The 17,003-nt window shown below is 44.5% G+C and carries 26 protein-coding genes; all 26 read left to right on the top strand.

The window, feature by feature from the left end; translation table 11 throughout:
- The coding region (locus tag TQ39_RS21485) for a hypothetical protein (protein ID WP_207641412.1) at positions 1–222 on the top strand (222 nt) is incomplete at its 5' end.
- Positions 215–442, top strand: coding sequence for a Lar family restriction alleviation protein (locus tag TQ39_RS22030; protein ID WP_082052345.1), 228 nt, complete (start codon positions 215–217; stop codon positions 440–442). The genes TQ39_RS21485 and TQ39_RS22030, both read left to right, overlap by 8 nt.
- Positions 426–707, top strand: coding sequence for a hypothetical protein (locus TQ39_RS17565; RefSeq protein WP_082052344.1), 282 nt, complete (start codon positions 426–428; stop codon positions 705–707). Before TQ39_RS22030 ends, TQ39_RS17565 begins: the two co-directional genes overlap by 17 nt.
- Before the next feature lies 1 nt (position 708).
- On the top strand, positions 709–891 hold the full coding sequence (locus TQ39_RS21085) for a hypothetical protein (protein WP_156146401.1): 183 nt from the start codon (positions 709–711) through the stop codon (positions 889–891).
- Position 892: 1 nt separating this feature from the next.
- On the top strand, positions 893–1,231 hold the full coding sequence (locus TQ39_RS17560; RefSeq protein ID WP_050006502.1) for a hypothetical protein: 339 nt from the start codon (positions 893–895) through the stop codon (positions 1,229–1,231).
- Complete coding sequence (locus tag TQ39_RS17555) at positions 1,221–1,574, top strand: hypothetical protein (RefSeq protein WP_050006501.1); 354 nt, start codon at positions 1,221–1,223, stop codon at positions 1,572–1,574. The genes TQ39_RS17560 and TQ39_RS17555 overlap by 11 nt, the downstream gene beginning before the upstream one ends.
- Positions 1,571–1,867, top strand: a complete 297-nt coding sequence (locus TQ39_RS17550) for a hypothetical protein (protein ID WP_050006500.1) — start codon at positions 1,571–1,573, stop codon at positions 1,865–1,867. The genes TQ39_RS17555 and TQ39_RS17550 overlap by 4 nt, the downstream gene beginning before the upstream one ends.
- A 207-nt stretch (positions 1,868–2,074) precedes the next feature.
- Positions 2,075–2,344: a hypothetical protein gene (locus TQ39_RS17540; protein WP_050006498.1), complete on the top strand. Its 270-nt coding sequence runs from the start codon at positions 2,075–2,077 to the stop codon at positions 2,342–2,344.
- 12 nt (positions 2,345–2,356) lie between these two features.
- A complete protein-coding gene (locus TQ39_RS17535) occupies positions 2,357–2,650 on the top strand; it encodes a nucleoside triphosphate pyrophosphohydrolase family protein (RefSeq protein WP_050006497.1) in 294 nt (97 codons plus the stop codon).
- Between the two features lie 90 nt (positions 2,651–2,740).
- A complete protein-coding gene (locus TQ39_RS17530; protein ID WP_156146399.1) occupies positions 2,741–3,037 on the top strand; it encodes a hypothetical protein in 297 nt (98 codons plus the stop codon).
- A gap of 3 nt (positions 3,038–3,040) precedes the next feature.
- Positions 3,041–3,463 carry a hypothetical protein gene (locus TQ39_RS17525; protein WP_050006495.1) on the top strand — a complete coding sequence of 141 codons (423 nt, stop codon included), beginning with the start codon at positions 3,041–3,043 and terminating at the stop codon, positions 3,461–3,463.
- A gap of 161 nt (positions 3,464–3,624) precedes the next feature.
- Entirely contained in the window at positions 3,625–3,936 is a 312-nt protein-coding gene (locus TQ39_RS21880; RefSeq protein WP_244139043.1) for an HNH endonuclease, read from the top strand.
- Positions 3,937–4,032: 96 nt separating this feature from the next.
- On the top strand, positions 4,033–4,398 hold the full coding sequence (locus TQ39_RS17520; RefSeq protein ID WP_050006494.1) for a P27 family phage terminase small subunit: 366 nt from the start codon (positions 4,033–4,035) through the stop codon (positions 4,396–4,398).
- Positions 4,385–6,124 (top strand): terminase large subunit, encoded by a 1,740-nt coding sequence (locus TQ39_RS17515; RefSeq protein WP_050006493.1) that lies wholly within the window; start codon positions 4,385–4,387, stop codon positions 6,122–6,124. The genes TQ39_RS17520 and TQ39_RS17515 overlap by 14 nt, the downstream gene beginning before the upstream one ends.
- On the top strand, positions 6,121–7,317 hold the full coding sequence (locus TQ39_RS17510) for a phage portal protein (protein WP_050006492.1): 1,197 nt from the start codon (positions 6,121–6,123) through the stop codon (positions 7,315–7,317). Before TQ39_RS17515 ends, TQ39_RS17510 begins: the two co-directional genes overlap by 4 nt.
- Entirely contained in the window at positions 7,314–7,895 is a 582-nt protein-coding gene (locus TQ39_RS17505; protein WP_156146397.1) for an HK97 family phage prohead protease, read from the top strand. Before TQ39_RS17510 ends, TQ39_RS17505 begins: the two co-directional genes overlap by 4 nt.
- Positions 7,885–9,573 carry a phage major capsid protein gene (locus TQ39_RS17500; protein ID WP_050006491.1) on the top strand — a complete coding sequence of 563 codons (1,689 nt, stop codon included), beginning with the start codon at positions 7,885–7,887 and terminating at the stop codon, positions 9,571–9,573. Before TQ39_RS17505 ends, TQ39_RS17500 begins: the two co-directional genes overlap by 11 nt.
- Before the next feature lie 17 nt (positions 9,574–9,590).
- On the top strand, positions 9,591–9,884 hold the full coding sequence (locus TQ39_RS17495) for a hypothetical protein (RefSeq protein WP_050006490.1): 294 nt from the start codon (positions 9,591–9,593) through the stop codon (positions 9,882–9,884).
- A complete protein-coding gene (locus tag TQ39_RS21080; protein ID WP_050006489.1) occupies positions 9,874–10,230 on the top strand; it encodes a hypothetical protein in 357 nt (118 codons plus the stop codon). Before TQ39_RS17495 ends, TQ39_RS21080 begins: the two co-directional genes overlap by 11 nt.
- Positions 10,217–10,534 (top strand): gp17 family tail completion protein, encoded by a 318-nt coding sequence (locus TQ39_RS20000; protein WP_069955776.1) that lies wholly within the window; start codon positions 10,217–10,219, stop codon positions 10,532–10,534. The genes TQ39_RS21080 and TQ39_RS20000 overlap by 14 nt, the downstream gene beginning before the upstream one ends.
- 1 nt (position 10,535) lies before the next feature.
- The gene (locus tag TQ39_RS17480; RefSeq protein WP_050006487.1) at positions 10,536–11,027 is read left to right on the top strand and encodes an HK97-gp10 family putative phage morphogenesis protein; all 492 of its coding nucleotides are present in this window, start codon (positions 10,536–10,538) and stop codon (positions 11,025–11,027) included.
- A gap of 42 nt (positions 11,028–11,069) precedes the next feature.
- Positions 11,070–11,675, top strand: coding sequence for a major tail protein (locus TQ39_RS17475; protein ID WP_050006486.1), 606 nt, complete (start codon positions 11,070–11,072; stop codon positions 11,673–11,675).
- A complete protein-coding gene (locus TQ39_RS17470) occupies positions 11,672–12,061 on the top strand; it encodes a hypothetical protein (protein WP_156146395.1) in 390 nt (129 codons plus the stop codon). Before TQ39_RS17475 ends, TQ39_RS17470 begins: the two co-directional genes overlap by 4 nt.
- 171 nt (positions 12,062–12,232) lie before the next feature.
- The gene (locus TQ39_RS17465; protein WP_050006484.1) at positions 12,233–14,425 is read left to right on the top strand and encodes a phage tail protein; all 2,193 of its coding nucleotides are present in this window, start codon (positions 12,233–12,235) and stop codon (positions 14,423–14,425) included.
- Positions 14,422–15,135, top strand: a complete 714-nt coding sequence (locus TQ39_RS17460) for a hypothetical protein (RefSeq protein WP_167541546.1) — start codon at positions 14,422–14,424, stop codon at positions 15,133–15,135. The genes TQ39_RS17465 and TQ39_RS17460 overlap by 4 nt, the downstream gene beginning before the upstream one ends.
- A complete protein-coding gene (locus tag TQ39_RS17455; protein ID WP_050006482.1) occupies positions 15,132–17,003 on the top strand; it encodes a phage tail spike protein in 1,872 nt (623 codons plus the stop codon). The genes TQ39_RS17460 and TQ39_RS17455 overlap by 4 nt, the downstream gene beginning before the upstream one ends.

Genomic DNA, 17,003 nt, shown 5'->3' with positions numbered 1-17,003 from the left:
AACGCTACGCTTGAACCGGACCTTGAAGGGTGTGACCTATCATATCATGATGTTGGAAAATCTGCGCCGCACAAACGAATCATGTTTAGGGCTGGAGATAAAAAGCCGATAGCAATCATGTTCGAGGAATGGAGCGGTAATCAGTGGCACACGGTCGGCATTTATGAGACAAAGTTCTGCCCGGAGTGCGGCCGACCGCTGAAAGGAGCAGACAATGACTGACTTAAAGCCGTGCTCTTTCTGCGGGGGAAAAGCTGAATTTGTAAGGAAACAGGTAAAAACTAAAGGCCATTGGTACGATGCTGTATATGTGCGCTGCACAAACTGTGATGCTCGTTCAAATAGGGTGTTATACAGCGCAAAATATCACAAAAATGATTCTGAGTACCTCGAAGCACAAGAAGCATGGAACCGGAGGGCTGATAATGGCAAGGCTGATTGATGCGGATGATTTTCTGAAATGGCTTGATGTGGGACACTTGCGAAATCCGGGAGAGGTTTGTTTCTGTGAAGCGGATGTAGCCCACATGATAAAGAGCAGGGCCACCGTCGACCCAGTACACGCTGCAGGCGCGTGCTACTGCAATGAATGCAAGTTTACATGTATTGGCGAAAACGAAGTCGAAAGCTGGTGCTACTGTAAGATGACAAACCGTAATATCAACCTTACTGATTTTTGCAGCTGGGGCCAGCGCCGGGAGGAATAAAATGAGATGGTCAACAAAAGCCCCTAAAAAAACTGGCTGGTATTTGGTGACACTCAAAAGAGGGATTGTAATGCCAGCATACAGAAGTGAGCATCCAACCGGAAATTTTACATGGAAAGAATTGCCGTATAACGCGGATGTGATTGCGAGTATGCGATTTCCGAAAGCCTACAAGGAGGATTGACATGGAGAGATATACATACTTTGACGGTGGAAAATGGCGTATGCGTGTTGGCGACGCTGAGTATTCTGGAAAAGAAACTGAACGCCTCGCTGCCTACGAGGAAACCGGGCTGGAGCCGGAGGAGCTGGCGCAGGCGGAGAAAGAGGGGCGGCTGGTGGTGCTGCAGTGCGAAATCGGAAGTCCTGTTTATTCGCATGCAAGAAAACTTGACGGGGCTGATTATGTGAGAGAAACAGAATTTTGGTGGAGCGATATCCCCCAAATGGGCAAAACCGTATTTCTGACCCGCGAAGCCGCCGAGGCCGCGCTGAAGGAAAGGGAGGCAGAGCATGACAGATAAAGAGCTTGTGGAGAGACTAAACGCATACTCCGCTCAATACCAAAATCATGGAGGCATTACAGCGGAAGCGGCAGACCGCATTGAACAATTGCGCGCAGAACTCTACTTTGAAAAAATCGACAACACGAATCTCATAGGCGAACTTGCCACGGTGGCCGCAGAGCGCGACCGATACAAGGCGGTGCACGAGAACCCGAAGCCGTCAACCAACGCCGACCGCATCCGGGCAATGAGCGATGATGAGCTTGCGAAGTTTCTTGCGACAAAACTTAATGATGATTTTTATGAATATCCGGATTTGACATTGCAATGGCTACAACAGACAGCGGAGGAGGAAGTATGAGTAACTGTGTAAATAAAGAAACCTGTATTGAATATGCTAGACTTGGAGAAAACACAGAATGTTATCTTTGCCCTGATTATAAAGCGCCAATGTCCAACGCAGACCGCATCCGTGCGATGGACGATAATGAGCTGGCGGAGTTTTTGATGGAATGCAATCCGGCTAATTGTCAGCAGTGTGCGTTTTCATCTGGATGGAGGTGCGACCCAGATCGGGAAGACTATTCGGACGCTGAAAAATGCACTGAAGGACGCAAAAGATGGCTCCAGCAGCCAGCAGAGGAGGCGCAGTGATGAAGTGTGAAAACTGTACCAAGTACGATGACTGCCGGACAGGCTCTGGCTTGACATGGCCGTGCGGAGCGTATGTGCCGAAAAATATTGAAAGATGCGGCATTTTAAAGCGTGTGGAAACGTACACGGACACACGGACTTGCACCAGCTGCCCGCTTGATGGGCATTGCGAATTTGTGAAGTGTAAGGAGAAGGAGAATTAAGATTATGACGAACGTTGTACTTGTAAGGCATGAAGCCGACTATGGATTCGGTAATTATCTTTTTGAAACGCCTGTTGACTTGAAAAAAGGGCAGCGTGTGCGCGTGAAAACGCGCAGGGGCGAATCGGATGCTATTGTCATGCATGACAGCGCCAAAGTTGACGAAAATGCGCTTGCCATGATGGTGACTGCCTGTCATGCGAGCCTGCCGCTTGCGCCTGTGATTAGCGTGTATTCGTTCATTCCGGTGGGCAGAGGCGTAAAAAATATGTGAGGAGGAAAACCAATGAAAGAAATATTTGAAAAGGCAATCCTTATATACGGACAAACTGCTCAAGAAGATGTAGCCATCGAAGAAATGAGCGAACTCATAAAGGCGATTTGTAAAATGCGTCGCGCCGGCGTAAACGAAAAGCCAGCGGCCACTGACGCCATCGTTGACGAGATCGCGGACGTGTCTATTATGATGGAGCAACTCTGCATGATGTACGAGTGCTTTGACGCTGTGGAAAACCGCAGAAGGTACAAGGTGCGCAGGCTGGAAAGCAGGCTTAAGGAGGCCCCGGCATGCTCGAAATAATCATAGCTTTCGCAAAGGCTGTGGGAATTGTACTGCTGCTGTCCTGCCCTGTTGTTATGTGGGCGTGCTTGGTGGTTTCAGGGAGGTACGATGATGATTGAGCGACAGTGTGAAGTGTGTGGTGTTCCGATGATATTGAAGAGACCGAACTCGTCTCGGAAATATTGTGATTCATGTGCTAAAAAAGTCAGAATGGAAAATCAAAAAATAGCACAAGAACAACTAAAATTGAAAAGAAAGGCCGAGAAAATAAGGGAGCGGGACAAGCTCGGTTCATTTTTAAGGGAGCTGGATACATATAACAACGAGCGCCGTAAGCGCGGAGAATGCCCTATAAGCTACGGGAAATATGTGGCTATGCGCAGAGGTTTGATAGCGGAGGTTTGATAAATGGAATATGAAAAGCTTAAGAACTATGAACGATACTGGCGGGCGAATCGAAGCATTGAGCAACGCATCATGGCGATGAAATCTGCTGAAACCAGCATTACACCACAGGCCGGAGATGGTAGTCAGCACATAGGCGCACACGACCCGATGAAAGCAGTAGATATGCGAGTTGATTGGTGTGCGTCACACAGCGATGATTATGCCAAAAACCTTGCTGTAATGCGTGAAGTGGATAAAGCCATTGATTCGCTGAAAGACCCGTTAGAACGAGAAGTTTTGCGGCTAAGATACACGGATTTTAGATATGGACAGCAGATGTCATGGAAACAGGTGAAAGAAGCTCTTTACGGAAAAATGAGCGTGGGTAAAAGAACGATTTATAGATTACATGATGATGCTATTTCTCATTTCAAATTAATTTAAATCGGTGATACTTTGTGGCACTAAATGGCACACAAAGTCACTTGAATGTTATACAAATGATGCGGTACAATATAATCGAGAAAGCACGTAGAGAAATCTGCGTGCTTTTTCTTATGCCCAGTTGGTAGAGCAACCCGGACGCACACCGGGTCAACAAAGCAATGATGCCGGGGAAGACCCGGCAAGAAGATTTAGCCTATAACGGGTTTAATATAAAAGCAATGAAACAGTTTGATTATCAAAGCCAAAAATGGAAGCGCAAACGTTTAAAAATATTGCGCAGAGATAACTATTTATGTCAAGAGTGCAAGAGGTATGGAAAGATGATAGCTGCAAGAGAGGTTCATCACATAAAACATTCTGATGAATACCCTGAGCTTGCATACGATGATAACAATCTTATAAGTTTGTGTCATGCCTGCCATAACAAACAGCATCCAGAAAAGGCGGGAGCAATGAGATATAGATATTAGCCCCCCCTCAACATATGTTTACAGTCTGGATCCCTCAAATGGTGAGGGTAACTTCTTCCAACTCTGAGCTGAATTTTTGTAAAAGGGGTGCAGTTTATGACGAAATCCAAATGGAAAACATTAATTATTGTACAAATGACTGCACTTGGAGTGCAAAAAGACGCTTATGATTCAGCAGTGGAAACACTTGCAGGAATATTGGAGCAGAGAGATAAAACGTTCAGAGAGTTTCAGAAGTTTGGTGGGGCATCCGTAATCCAATATACAAACAAAGGTGGTTCCACGAACATGACTAAAAATCCATTGCTGGTTTTATGGGATGACCTTAATAAAAGCGCTCTGGCGTACTGGCGTGAATTAGGGCTTACGCCATCCAGCTATAAGAAAATGACAGGAGATGCGCCAAAGAATGAAAAACACGGTGGACTTGCTGCGGCGCTTATGAGCATTGAAAGCGGTTAAGGGGAAAAACTGGGGTTCGGTTCTTGAGTACGCCGAAAGCATCAGAAACGGAAAGAAAATTGCCTGTAAAGAATTAAAGCAGGCAGTAAACAGATTTTTTACAGATCTTGAAAATCCAGATTATTGGATGGACGCAAAAGCCCCAGAGTTCTGTATTCAGATTATTGAAAAAACAATATGCCATCAACAGGGAGAAAAGCTGGATGGAACGCCTTTGAGAGGGACACCATTTTTACTTGAACCGTTTCACAAGTTTATTATTTATAATCTTCTGGGATTCAAATTGCGCGGTACGGATATAGTGAGGTTCCATGAGGGCCTTATTTTTATTCCGCGTAAAAACATCAAAACAAGTTTTGCCGCTGCACTAGCTTGGGCGCTTTCACTCTGGTATCGACGCAGTGGGTCAAAAACCTATATTACATCTGCAGCTTTAATGCAATCTCTAGAAAGTTTTAATTTCTTAGATTACAATATCCGCAGAATGGGGGAAGACAGCAAAAGCGGAGGGGATGTTAAGATTATCGATAATAACAACGAGCATTCCATGGAAGCAACGCTTCCGGATGGCTCGTTTTTTATTCGGGCATTGGCCGCAAACCCTGATGCGCAAGATTCTCTCAATTGCAACATTGCAATCGTAGATGAGATACATGCATTACGTCAACCAAAGCAATACAATCTATTTAAAGAAGCTATGAAGGCGTACACAAATAAACTTTTAATTGGCATTTCTACGGCTGGTGATAACGAACAAGCATTTCTCGGCCAACGTCTGAAATACTGCCGTAAGATATTGGACGGCACAGTGAAAGATGAACAGTATTTTATTTTTATGTGTTGTGCAAATCCAGATGATGACGGAAACATTGATTACACAAGTCCTGCTGTACATGAAATGGCGAATCCAGCTTATGGGGTAAGTATTCGCCCAGATGAAATCATGAACGATAGTTTGCAGGCGCAGAATGACCCGCAACAGCGTAAGGATTTTTTTGCAAAAAGTTTGAACGTGTATACCAATGCCATAAAAGCGTATTTTGATATAGAAGAGTTTCGGAAGAGCGATGCTGCTTATAATTGGTCATTAGAGCAGCTTGCAAAGCTTCCGATTGACTGGTACGGTGGCGCGGATCTTTCAAAACTGCATGATCTCACTGCGGCAGCACTCTTTGGAAATTACAGAGGGGTAGATATCATTATTACTCATGCATTTTTCCCAGTGGTGGCTGCACATCTAAAGGCAGAACAAGACAATATTCCATTATTCGGATGGGCAGATGATGGGTGGTTGACGATGTGTAATAGTCCTACGGTCAATCATGCAGACGTTGTAAAATGGTTTGAGGACATGCGTAAGCGTGGATTTAAAATCAGACAGGTAGGGCATGACCGGAAATTTTGCCGGGAATATTTTATTGGTATGAAGCAAGCTGGATTTAAAATTGTAGATCAACCGCAGTATTATTATAAAAAGTCAGAGGGATTCAGATATATTGAGCAGAGCGCCAAAAATGGTGCTCTTTTTTATTTGCATTCGGAAGCGTTTGAATACTGCGTGGAAAATGTATCGGCCATCGAAAAGACCGATGACATGATTCAGTATGACAAGATACAACCAGAGCACCGAATCGACTTGTTTGATGCATCGGTTTTTGCCTGTATTAGATATCTTGAGAGTATGGACAGAAGCAACAACGCAAAAAAATGGTGGGGTGAGACATGAGCAAAAAAAATAAGCGTGGGCGCGCAACGACAAGAGCTGAGCCTAGACCTCAAAGCCTAGCATGGGTATGTTCATCTGATGCTTGGGAATCGCTTGCATGTAAAGGTTACACAAGTCTATCGCAAAACCCTGAAATTTGTGCTGCGGTGGATACGATTGCAAAACTGATTGCGAGTATGACTATACACCTTATGGAAAATACAAATGATGGAGATATCCGCATTAAAAATGAATTAAGCCGGAAAATAGACATCAATCCGAATGATAATATGACACGCTCGACGTTTATCCATTGGGTTGTAAAAAACTTGATACTAGAAGGAAACGGAAACGTTGTTGTATATCCTGATACACACAGAGGGATATTAATGGATTTAATTCCGATACCTCCTGCACTTACAGCATTCGTTCCAAATGGACTTTGGGATTATCAGGTAATGATTGATGGAAGAGAATACGACCCTAATGATGTTTTGCACTTTGTTTTAAACCCTGGAAGTTTTTACCCGTGGAAAGGTGAAGGCTACAGAGTGGCGCTTGCGGACGTGGCAAACAATTTGAGGCAGGCGGCAAAGACTGAAAAAGGGTTTATGGAATCCAAGTGGAAACCTTCTCTTATCGTAAAAGTCGATGCGTTGACGGAAGAATTTGCAAGTCCAGATGGAAGAAAAAAACTTTTGGATAGCTATATAAACACGAACAGCGCGGGAGAACCATGGCTGATTCCTGCGGAACAATTCAGCGTTGAACAGGTAAAGCCGTTGACGTTATCTGATTTGGCATTATCCGATATGGTAACGCTGGATAAACGAACGGTTGCATCGATTCTCGGAGTTCCTCCATTCGTATTAGGGATTGGAGACTTCCATCGAGATGCATGGAACAATTTTATAAATTCCACAATCATGCCAATGGCGCGTGTAATAGAGCAGGAAATGACAAAGAAACTGCTGTATAACCCTGATTGGTTTTTCAGGTTTAATTCTAGAAGCTTGTACAATTATGACCTAAAGGATACAGCGGCAGTTGCGGACGATCAATTTGTGAGAGGCATTATGACAGGAAATGAAGTGAGAGATTGGATTGGACTGTCTCCATTACCTGGGCTAAATGAATTGGTCATCTTGGAAAATTATATCCCGCGAGGAATGATTGGAGAACAAAATAAGTTGAATGGAGGTGGAAGTGAGTGACTTTTGAAAGGACTGCGCTTGTGCGAGACAGCAAATTTAAAACACGCGCAGAGGATGGGAACCTGTATATAGAAGGCTATTTTGCGGTTTTTGGAAGTGAATACCGCATGTGGGAAAATGCCATCGAAACGATTGACGAAGATGCCTTTGATGATACTTTGGACGGAGATATCAGAGCGTTGGTAAACCATGACAGCACGCTTGTGCTTGGGCGTACAACAGCAGGGACTTTGCAGCTCCATGTTGACCGTACCGGCCTGTGGGGAAGTATCACCATCAATCAGGCGGATCAGGACGCGATGAACCTATATGAACGGGTAAAACGTGGAGATGTAAGCCAATGCAGTTTCGGTTTTGATATTGTCGATCAGAGCACTGAGGTTATGGAAAACGGAACAACGGTATGGAAACTGCGCAAGGTAAAACTATACGAGGTATCCGTCGTTACGTTCCCTGCCTATGAGGACACATCGGTACAAGCGAGAAAAAAGGACTTTGATGTCTTACGCCGTCAAAAAAAAGAAGAATGGAAAGCCAATATGCTGGCACGACTGAAAGGAGAAAATAATGGCACTTAAAACCATGATGCTGCGGCGCAGTATTGAAAAAAAGAAAGAAGAGCTTGAACAACTTCGCGCAAAAGATGCGGATTTTTCAGTAAGAGAATCAGAACTTGAAACTGCAATCAGTGAAGCAGAAACAGAAGAACAGGAAACTGCTGTAGCTGAAGAAGTGGACAAGTATGATGCAGAGAAAAAAGCGCACGAGGATGCAAAGATTGCGCTTTCCTCCGAAATCGAAGGCCTTGAAGCAGACTTGGATGCCGCTGAAGAAGCAGCACCGACGCGCAGTAATCCGGAAATGAAACACAAAGAAAGGACTGTAATTCATATGAACGATATCAATATTCGGGCGCTTCCCATGAGCAAGCGCGCATTTGATGCTCTTCCGATGGAGCAGCGAAAAGCAATTGTCGAACGCGATGATACGAAGGAGTTTTTTACTCAGCTGCGGAGCATGAAGGGGCAGAATCGTGCTGTGACCGGCGCGGAGCTGACTATTCCGGTTGTTTTCCTTGATCTTATCTCTGAAAACATGTTCCGTTACTCAAAGCTTCTGAACCGGGTTCGCCTGCGCAACGTCAGTGGTGAAGCACGTCAGACCATCGCTGGCACTGTACCAGAGGCAGTGTGGACGGAGATGTGCGGAGCAATCAATGAACTGACTTTTGTGTTCAATCAGATCACGCTTGACGGTTTCAAGGTTGCAGGCTTTGTGCCTGTGTGCAATTCCATTTTGGAGGACAACGATATCGGCCTCGCAAGTTGGATTGTTGAAATGCTTTCCGAGAGCATTGGCCTTGCAATGGATAAGGCTATTTTGTACGGTAAGGGTACAGCCAGCAAAATGCCTCTCGGCATCGTCACACGTCTGGCGCAGACGTCAAAACCGGCAGATTACCCAGCAAATGCGCCTGAGTGGGTCGATCTCCATACAAGCAATATTCTAAAAGTGGATAGTACGGAAGATCCGATTCCGTTCTGGGCTGCGCTGGCTGTAGCCGCAGGGAACACTTTCACACGATACAGCCGTGGTCGTCAGTTCTGGGCAATGAACAGCAAAACCTATGCAAAATTGCGTTCTAAGTTGATTGCATTTAACTATGAGGGCAGTCTTATTGCTCAGTATCCCGGAGTAATGCCTGTGGTGGACGGAGATATCGATGTTCTTGAATTTATTCCGGACGGAGATATCATCGGCGGTTACGGCGATTTATACTTGCTGGCCATGCGTGCAGGAATGACCATTGAATCCAGCAGAGAAGTACAGTTCATTCAGGACAATACAGTATTCAAGGGCAAACAGCGTGCTGACGGCGCGCCGGTGATTCCGGGTGCGTTTGTGGCGATCAACATCAACAATCAGAATGTCACGACAGTAATGGAATTTGCTGCGGACAATGCAAATGATGCCCAGCTCTCGGCGCTGGCTGTTGGGAGTGAAACGCTTTCTCCAGTATTCGCTTCTACTACTTACAGCTATACGCTTGCGCCTACGGGCACGAGCGCTAAGATTGAAGCAACCAGCAGTCAGGCAGGAGCGCAGATTGAAATTTCTTATAACGGCAACAACGTGCGTAATGGCGGCACTGTAACATGGCTTACCGATGGGCAGGCACACCCGCTGACGGTTACTGTTAAACAGGGGAATGCTGTCCGTGTGTACACGGTTGAGGTTACCAAAGCGGGCGGCTGAATTTGAGGTGATGAGAGTTGACGCGAGACGATTTGTTGACACTGCTGCAAGCAGACTTGAATTTGCTGATGCCGGACGAAACACGTCTCGCGCAGCTCAATCACTTGCTTGACAGCGCAGTTCAGTTCATTACGCGCGAAGGTGTCGTATTAACTTCGCCTTATAGCGTTGAGGATGGACAACTCATCATCATGTATGCGGCGTATCTTTTCAGAAAAAGAGCAACAGATGAAGGAATGCCGCGTATGCTGCGTTGGACGCTGAATAACCGAATTTTTGGTAAAAAGGCGGGTACGGAAAATGCTACTTGATTCCGGTATTGCTACGATCTGGCGGGGGCGAAATACAGCTTCCGCCGGGTCAATGCCTTTGCTTGTGTTTGATGTAAAATACTTTCAAAGTTACTATGGTGACAAAACGGTTGGAATCACGCGATACTGGACAGCAGCGGCATATGATGACCGCGCAGATTTGTTGATTGAAGTGCAGCGCAATGCGGGGATATCTACCGCTGACAGGTGCCAACTTGTTCCATATTTTGATTCAGCAGCAGCAGGATATTATAAAATTTTGCAAGTGCAACACCTTTTGGACAGTGACGGCCAGCCGATGACAGATTTGACGCTTGAAAGGATTGATTCAATTGATTCGCCTTGAAGTCATAAAAAATGCGCTGTTAGGCATTTCCTCAAATGTATATCATTACGCTGCGCCGCCAAATCAAACACCTCCGTATATTGTATGGGGTGAAGATGGAGCACACGATTTTGTGGCTGGGAATAAGCATATGGAGCAAGCTTACCAAGGCACGTTAGACTTATATACGACTCAGGAAAACGACCCGCTTATGACATCTATCCCAAACGCGCTGAATGATACCGAAGTCGCATGGTATCTGAATAGTGTGCAATATGAAGAGGACACGAAATTGATTCACTATGAGTGGGTATTTGAGGTGTGAAATGGCTAAATACCAATTCAAAGGCCTCGATGAATACGCACAATATCTGCAAAAAATCGGGAAAAACACAAGAGAGATTTGCGGCGCAGGCGTATATGCTATGGCTGATATTGTGGCTGATAAGGTGCGTCAAAATATCACTACATTACCAGCTGTAAATGATGTCGAAAACATGAAGGCTTATAAACAAAACAAGAAATCGCACCTGTCAATTAAACAGAAAAAGGGGCTTCTTGACGGTTTCGGAATATCCCCAATGCAAAATGACAACGGCTATTTAAATGTTAAACTTGGATTTGACGGATATAATGCGGTGCAAACCAAAACATATCCTAAAGGACAACCAAATGCTTTAATTGCAAGAGTTGTGGAAAGTGGAAGCAGTTATATGGACAAAACCCCATTTATTCGTCATGCTGTTTCAGCCACTCAAAAAGAAGCTATTGAAAAGTGCAAAGAGGAAATCGATAAGAAAATTAAATCATTGGACTGACATGCGCGCCGTTTGGTGCGCATTTTTTGAAAGGAGAAAAGTATGGTAACAACTGGTTTTTCAATGCCCTATGTCGCCAAATATGCCAATACAGGCACAACGGTTACATATACTAGCGGAATGGATTTGGCGCGAGGCGTAAGCCTGTCGCTTGAAATCGATACGGCTGATGATAATAATTTCTATGCCAACAATGTTCTGGCAGAGGTGGAAACGGCACAGTTTACAAGCGGATCAGCGACAGTTACGGTAGATGGTCTCTCAAATGAAGCGGCTACTTTAATTTTTGGGCTTCCTGCTCCTACATCGCTTGAAGTAGGTGCGCCTGAAACAACTGTACAAATGCAGGGATATGGAGAGGCCCTGAATCCTCCGTATGTTGGATTCGGATGTGTCCGCAGAACTCAAATGGAGGGGAAAGTGGAGTACTGGCCGCTTATCCTCCCAAAAATCAAATTTGGGTTGCCGTCTGATGAAATGGCCACGCAGGAAGATCAAATCGACTGGCAGACACAAGAGCTTACGGCTACTATACAGCGTGATGACACCACAGCAAAAAATTGGAAGGTTATTTCTGCGGAAGGCCTTGCCACAGAGGCAGAGGCTTATGCGGCTGTAAAAGCATTTCTTGGGGGTGCTGGAGCATGAATTTGAGCGTATGCGGCATTGAATATCCGGTGGCATATACAGTCGAGGCGCAAAATACCATTGCAAAACGGTTTGATGGTATAGAAAATATTGAAAAGGCATTTGACAACAGTGATATTGCAAAAATGGTGGATAACGTTGCGTTTATCGCATCGGCGCTGATGTCTGGTGCGGAACACCGGGAAAGGGTGCGCTGTGCGATGTTTAGCATTGAATGTGATGCCAAAACAGCGCCTACGTATGAAATGCTTTGCGCTGTAATGTCTCCATCCGATATCAAAACAGCCATGGAAGTCATCATGGCCGCAATTAAAGAGGGAAACCGTGTTACAGTAGAGGTTCAGCCTGAAAAATCAAAAAACGCAAAGGCCACGCAGTCAAAATAACGGCTGCGTGGCTGCTTTATATCGGATTAAAGTCAGGGCTTTCCAAAGCGGAGGCCCTGACTTCTTTTCCTGGGGAAATTCAGGATTTGTCATCATGCATGGCGATTGCAAATGGTGCAAAGCAAAAAATTAAGCTGACACTTGAAGAAGCGCTGAATGTGAGGTGAGAATGTGGCAGTAAACATAGGGCCAAAAATCGGGATTGACGGAGAAGCGCAATTTCGAAAAGAACTTAATAACATTATACAGCAGTCAAAGACGCTGGCCAGCGAGATGAAAGCGGTTACATCGGCGTTTGATAAAAACGACAACAGCCAGGAGAAACTTGCCGCACAGTCAGCCGTTTTGACAAAACAGATTGAGACACAAGAGCAGCGTATTGAGCAGCTAAAAAAGGGGCTTGCTGCTTCCGCTAAGGAATTTGGAGAAGCTGATACACGTACTCAAAAGTGGAAGCAGGCCGTTAATGATGCTACATCAGAATTAAACAATATGCGCTCAAATCTAAAAGGCCTTGATACTGCGGTTGATGATACCGCTGACAACCTTGATGATGCCGCTGATTCTGCGCTGTCTTTTGGAGACGTTCTAAAGGCAAATGTGCTAAGTCAAGCAATTGTAAACGGTGTAAAAGAGCTTGCATCTGCGTTTAAAGATTTTGCTGTATCAGCAATTGAAAGTGCCGCTGATGTTAAGGCGCAGGTTGCTCAATTTGAACAAACCTTTGGAGATCTTGCGGACACAGCAAGAGAAAAAATGAATAGCGTTGCCGAAGCAACAGGAATCGTTCCTACGAGACTACAAAGCGCCTTCTCACAGTTTTATGCATATGCCAGATCGAGCGGGATGGAAAGTGCACAAGCATTGCAATTCGCAGAAAAAGCATCTTATGCAGCTGCTGATGCTGCTGCATATTACGATAGATCGTTGGAAGAAGCAACAGAACAGGTCTTGGCATACACCAAAGGCAACTTTGCAAATGATGCTGCGTTAGGCTTTGCATCGACGGAAGCGACAAGAACAGCTCAAGCGATGAAAAGCTTAGGGAAAGAATATAAAGATTTAGATGTTACAGCAGGTGAGACAACACAGGTTTTGCTTGACCAAATCATAGCGTCGCAAAATCTTTCTGGTGCTGCTGGGCAAGCATCACGTGAAATGGATGGTTGGGAAAATGTCCAAGGAAATCTGAATGAAACATGGAAACAATTTCAAGCTCGAGTTGGGACACCTGTTCTTGAAAATCTTATCCCTATCATTCAAAATATCACATCCGAATTTGAAAACTGGATGAATAATGTTGACTGGGATGCGTTTGGAAAAAATATTGACAACTTTGTAAATGCGCTTATAGATTATGGGCCTGTTATTATTTCAACGCTTTCTGGTATTGCAGCCGGATTTGTTGCATGGAATATAGCTTCTTTAATTTCCGGGATTTCTGGAATTGTATCAGGAGCCAAAAATATGGCTGATGTATTTCCGTTGGTGGCAAAGGCGATGCAGGCTCTTTCTGCAAACCCTATTGGAGCTGTTATAACATTGGTTGCAACTCTCGCTACAACAATTATAACTTTGTGGAACACAAACGAAGAATTTAGGAACGGTGTCATAGAAATATGGGATAGAATTAAGGAGGGAATTGGAAATGCCGTCGATGGAATAGTACATTTCTTTACCGTTACTGTCCCACAAGCCTTTAACAAGGTGCTTGATTTCGTGAAAACAAACTGGCAAGGACTGCTTTTGCTTCTTGTAAATCCGTTCGCAGGAGCATTTAAACTGCTTTACGATAATTTTGAGGGCTTTCGTAATGCAGTAAATAACTTAGTCGAACGCATCAAGACAGCATTTATAATCATGAAAGACGGGATTTCGAACACCGTTAGAAATATCAAAGATGCAATCGTAAATGGGTTTCAAGCTGCAGTGGACTTTATAACATCCCTACCCGGGAAGGCTGTTCAATGGGGCAGAGACTTCATACAAGGTTTGGTTGATGGAATTATCTCTATGGCAAGCAGAGTTGTAGATGCGGTAAAAGGCATAGCAAATACGATTACAAGTTGGCTTCATTTTTCACGCCCGGATGTCGGACCGTTACGCGATTACGAAACATGGATGCCAGATATGGTACAGGGAATGGCCGAAGGAGTAAGAGCGAATGCTTATAAGCTTGAAAATGCTGTTGCATCTATGGCCGGAGGAATGTCTGTCAATGTGAACGGAAAAGCGGGCGCGTCGAATATGGGAGGCGTTTATATCACTGTTAATGGCGCTCCCGGTCAAGATGAGAACCGGCTTGCTGATATTATCATGCTCAAAATTCAGAATGCTACTGCGCGAAGGGAGGCCGTATGGTGAGCAATTTCATCTTCAATGGGAAGAACAGCCTTGACTATAAAATCGGAATTGATAAATGTCCTGCAAGCAATCATGCTGCGCGTGTGGTAGAAAAGATTTCAGTGCCCGGACGCTCCGGTGATCTCATACGAGATACCGGGGCGTTCTCCAATGTAACACAACCATATGAAATATGGTTTAAAGCCAAAACATGTGGAACGACAGTAGCAGCGCGAAATATTGCATCCTGGCTGCTTTCCGGGAATGGGTATAAACGCTTGGAGGATTCATACGACCCGGACGTGTTTAGAATCGCACTTTTTTCGGGTCCGTTTGATGTGGAAAACTGGATGCTTTTATATGGGCGTGCAACGATAGAGTTCGATTGTAAGCCACAAAGATATTTTAAGTCCGGCGAATATCCAATCTCCATAATATCAGGACAAGTCATAAACAATATATGGAATGATGCGTTCCCGCTTATTGAAATTACAGGGAACGGAGATGGAGAAATCGTAATTGGAACAGTAACCACTAGTATTACAGGCATGGACGGAGGAATCATACTGGATTCCGAAACGCAAAACGCCTACTATGGGACACTGAATAAAAATAATAATGTCATTATTTCCGGGGCTGACTTCCCATATCTTCCGAATGGAGATACAGCGATTATGTGGAGCGGAGGAATTACCGGAGTAAAAATTACGCCAAGGTGGTGGACAATATGAAACCAATTCTTTTCCCGTCCACTGCGACGGAATTTACAACACAGGGGCTTGGTGCATTGTCGGATGCGATAAGTTGCATCGTGACCGAAGAACGGAACGGGCTGTATGAGCTCGAAATGCAGTATCCTCAAAGCGGAATCCATTTCAGCGAAATCCAAAACAGATGTATTATATATGCAATTCCGTCACCTTATCGTGAAGCACAGCCATTCCGCGTTTACCGCATTACAAGGCCTATCAATGGAATTGCAACAATATATGCCCAACACATTAGTTATGATCTTGCTGGAATCCCCGTAAATCCATTTACAGCAGGCTCGGCGGCAGAAGCGTTAAGCGGTATGGCTTCTCACACAGTAGTGGAAAGTCCTTTTTCATTTTGGACGGATAAATCTACGACAGCAAATTTTAGCGTATTGGTGCCGTCCGCATCCCGTTCTGTGCTTGGGGGCGTGGAAGGTTCTATTTTAGACGTTTACGGTGGAGAATATTTGTTTGACAAATTTTTTGTGAGGCTTTACAACCAGCGCGGCAATGATAATGGTGTTGTGATTCGATATGGAAAAAATTTGACCGACGTAGAACAAGATGCGAATATATCAAGCGTAGCAACAGGCGTTCTTCCGTATTGGGTTGGAGCTGAAGGAGAACTTGTACAAGGGAATATTGTCAATGTAGATGGCACATTTGATTTTGTCCGTATAATGACGATTGATTTTTCGTCTGATTTTGAGAACCAACCTACAGCAAGTGAGCTGGAGACGCGCGCCATGCAATATATAAAATCAAATAAAATTGGTGTACCTAGTGTAAGCATCAGCGTGAGTTTTGTGCAGCTTGAGCAAACAGAAGAATACAAAGATTTGGCGCTGCTTGAAAAGTGCGATTTGTGCGACACCGTTACAGTACAGTTTGAAGCGCTTGGGATAAATGCAAAAGCGGAAATAGTAAGGATTATAACTGATGTATTGCTTGAGCGTTATGAATCCGTTGAAGTTGGAGACATCCGAGCCAATATCGCATATACGATTGCAGACCAGCAGCAAAAAATAGAAAAATCACCGACAACAAGCGCAATGCAAAAAGCCATAAACAACGCTACAAATTGGCTAACCAGTGCCGATGGCTATGTAATAGCGGTTAAGGATGACAACGGCACATGGAAAGAAATCTTGTTTCTGGACACGCCAAGCGTTGAAACTGCAAAAAATGTGTTACGCATAAATACAAACGGCATTGGGTTTTCAACGAATGGTGTAAACGGGCCTTACAGAAATGCTTGGACGATTGACGGGAGTTTGGTTGCAGACTTCATCACGACAGGCGTGCTGACAGCAAACCTTATCAAAGCAGGCGTTTTGCAGAGTTTGAATGGTGCGTCAAGCATTAATATGGAAACTGGAGAAGCAAATTTAACCGGAAATGGAACATTCGGGAGCATAAAAATCGGGGATGGAGCAGGAAATATTGCCGGGGAAATTTTTGCGGAAAAATCAGGAAAAACATATCTTCCTTATCTTAGAATGTACGACGAATCTGGTAATACGGCATTGGAATTGTCAATGTCTGGCGCTCTTTCGTCTGATGGAAGTAGCCTATACTACAATCCTAATTTTAAGATGTTTGATGATGATGGGAATATTGTATTTAATGTTGCTTCATTTAGAGATCAAAATGGAAAACAACACTCCAATTTAAACCTTAGAACATCGAACAATGACCCATCTATAATGATGTCTGTTTCAGAAGGCGGAGGTGCAAGAATAGATTTGATGCCACCGATTATTGGTACTGTATCTCCCGCAATAAGTATTGGAGTGAACCATGATGGAGTTGGAGGAATCACTATAAATGGGCGAGAAATATAA

The sequence above is a fragment of the Ruthenibacterium lactatiformans genome (assembly GCF_000949455.1).
GTDB classification, from domain to species: domain Bacteria; phylum Bacillota; class Clostridia; order Oscillospirales; family Ruminococcaceae; genus Ruthenibacterium; species Ruthenibacterium lactatiformans.
Note: the sequence above shows the minus strand (reverse complement) of the source record. Positions and strands in the feature narration are given on the sequence as shown.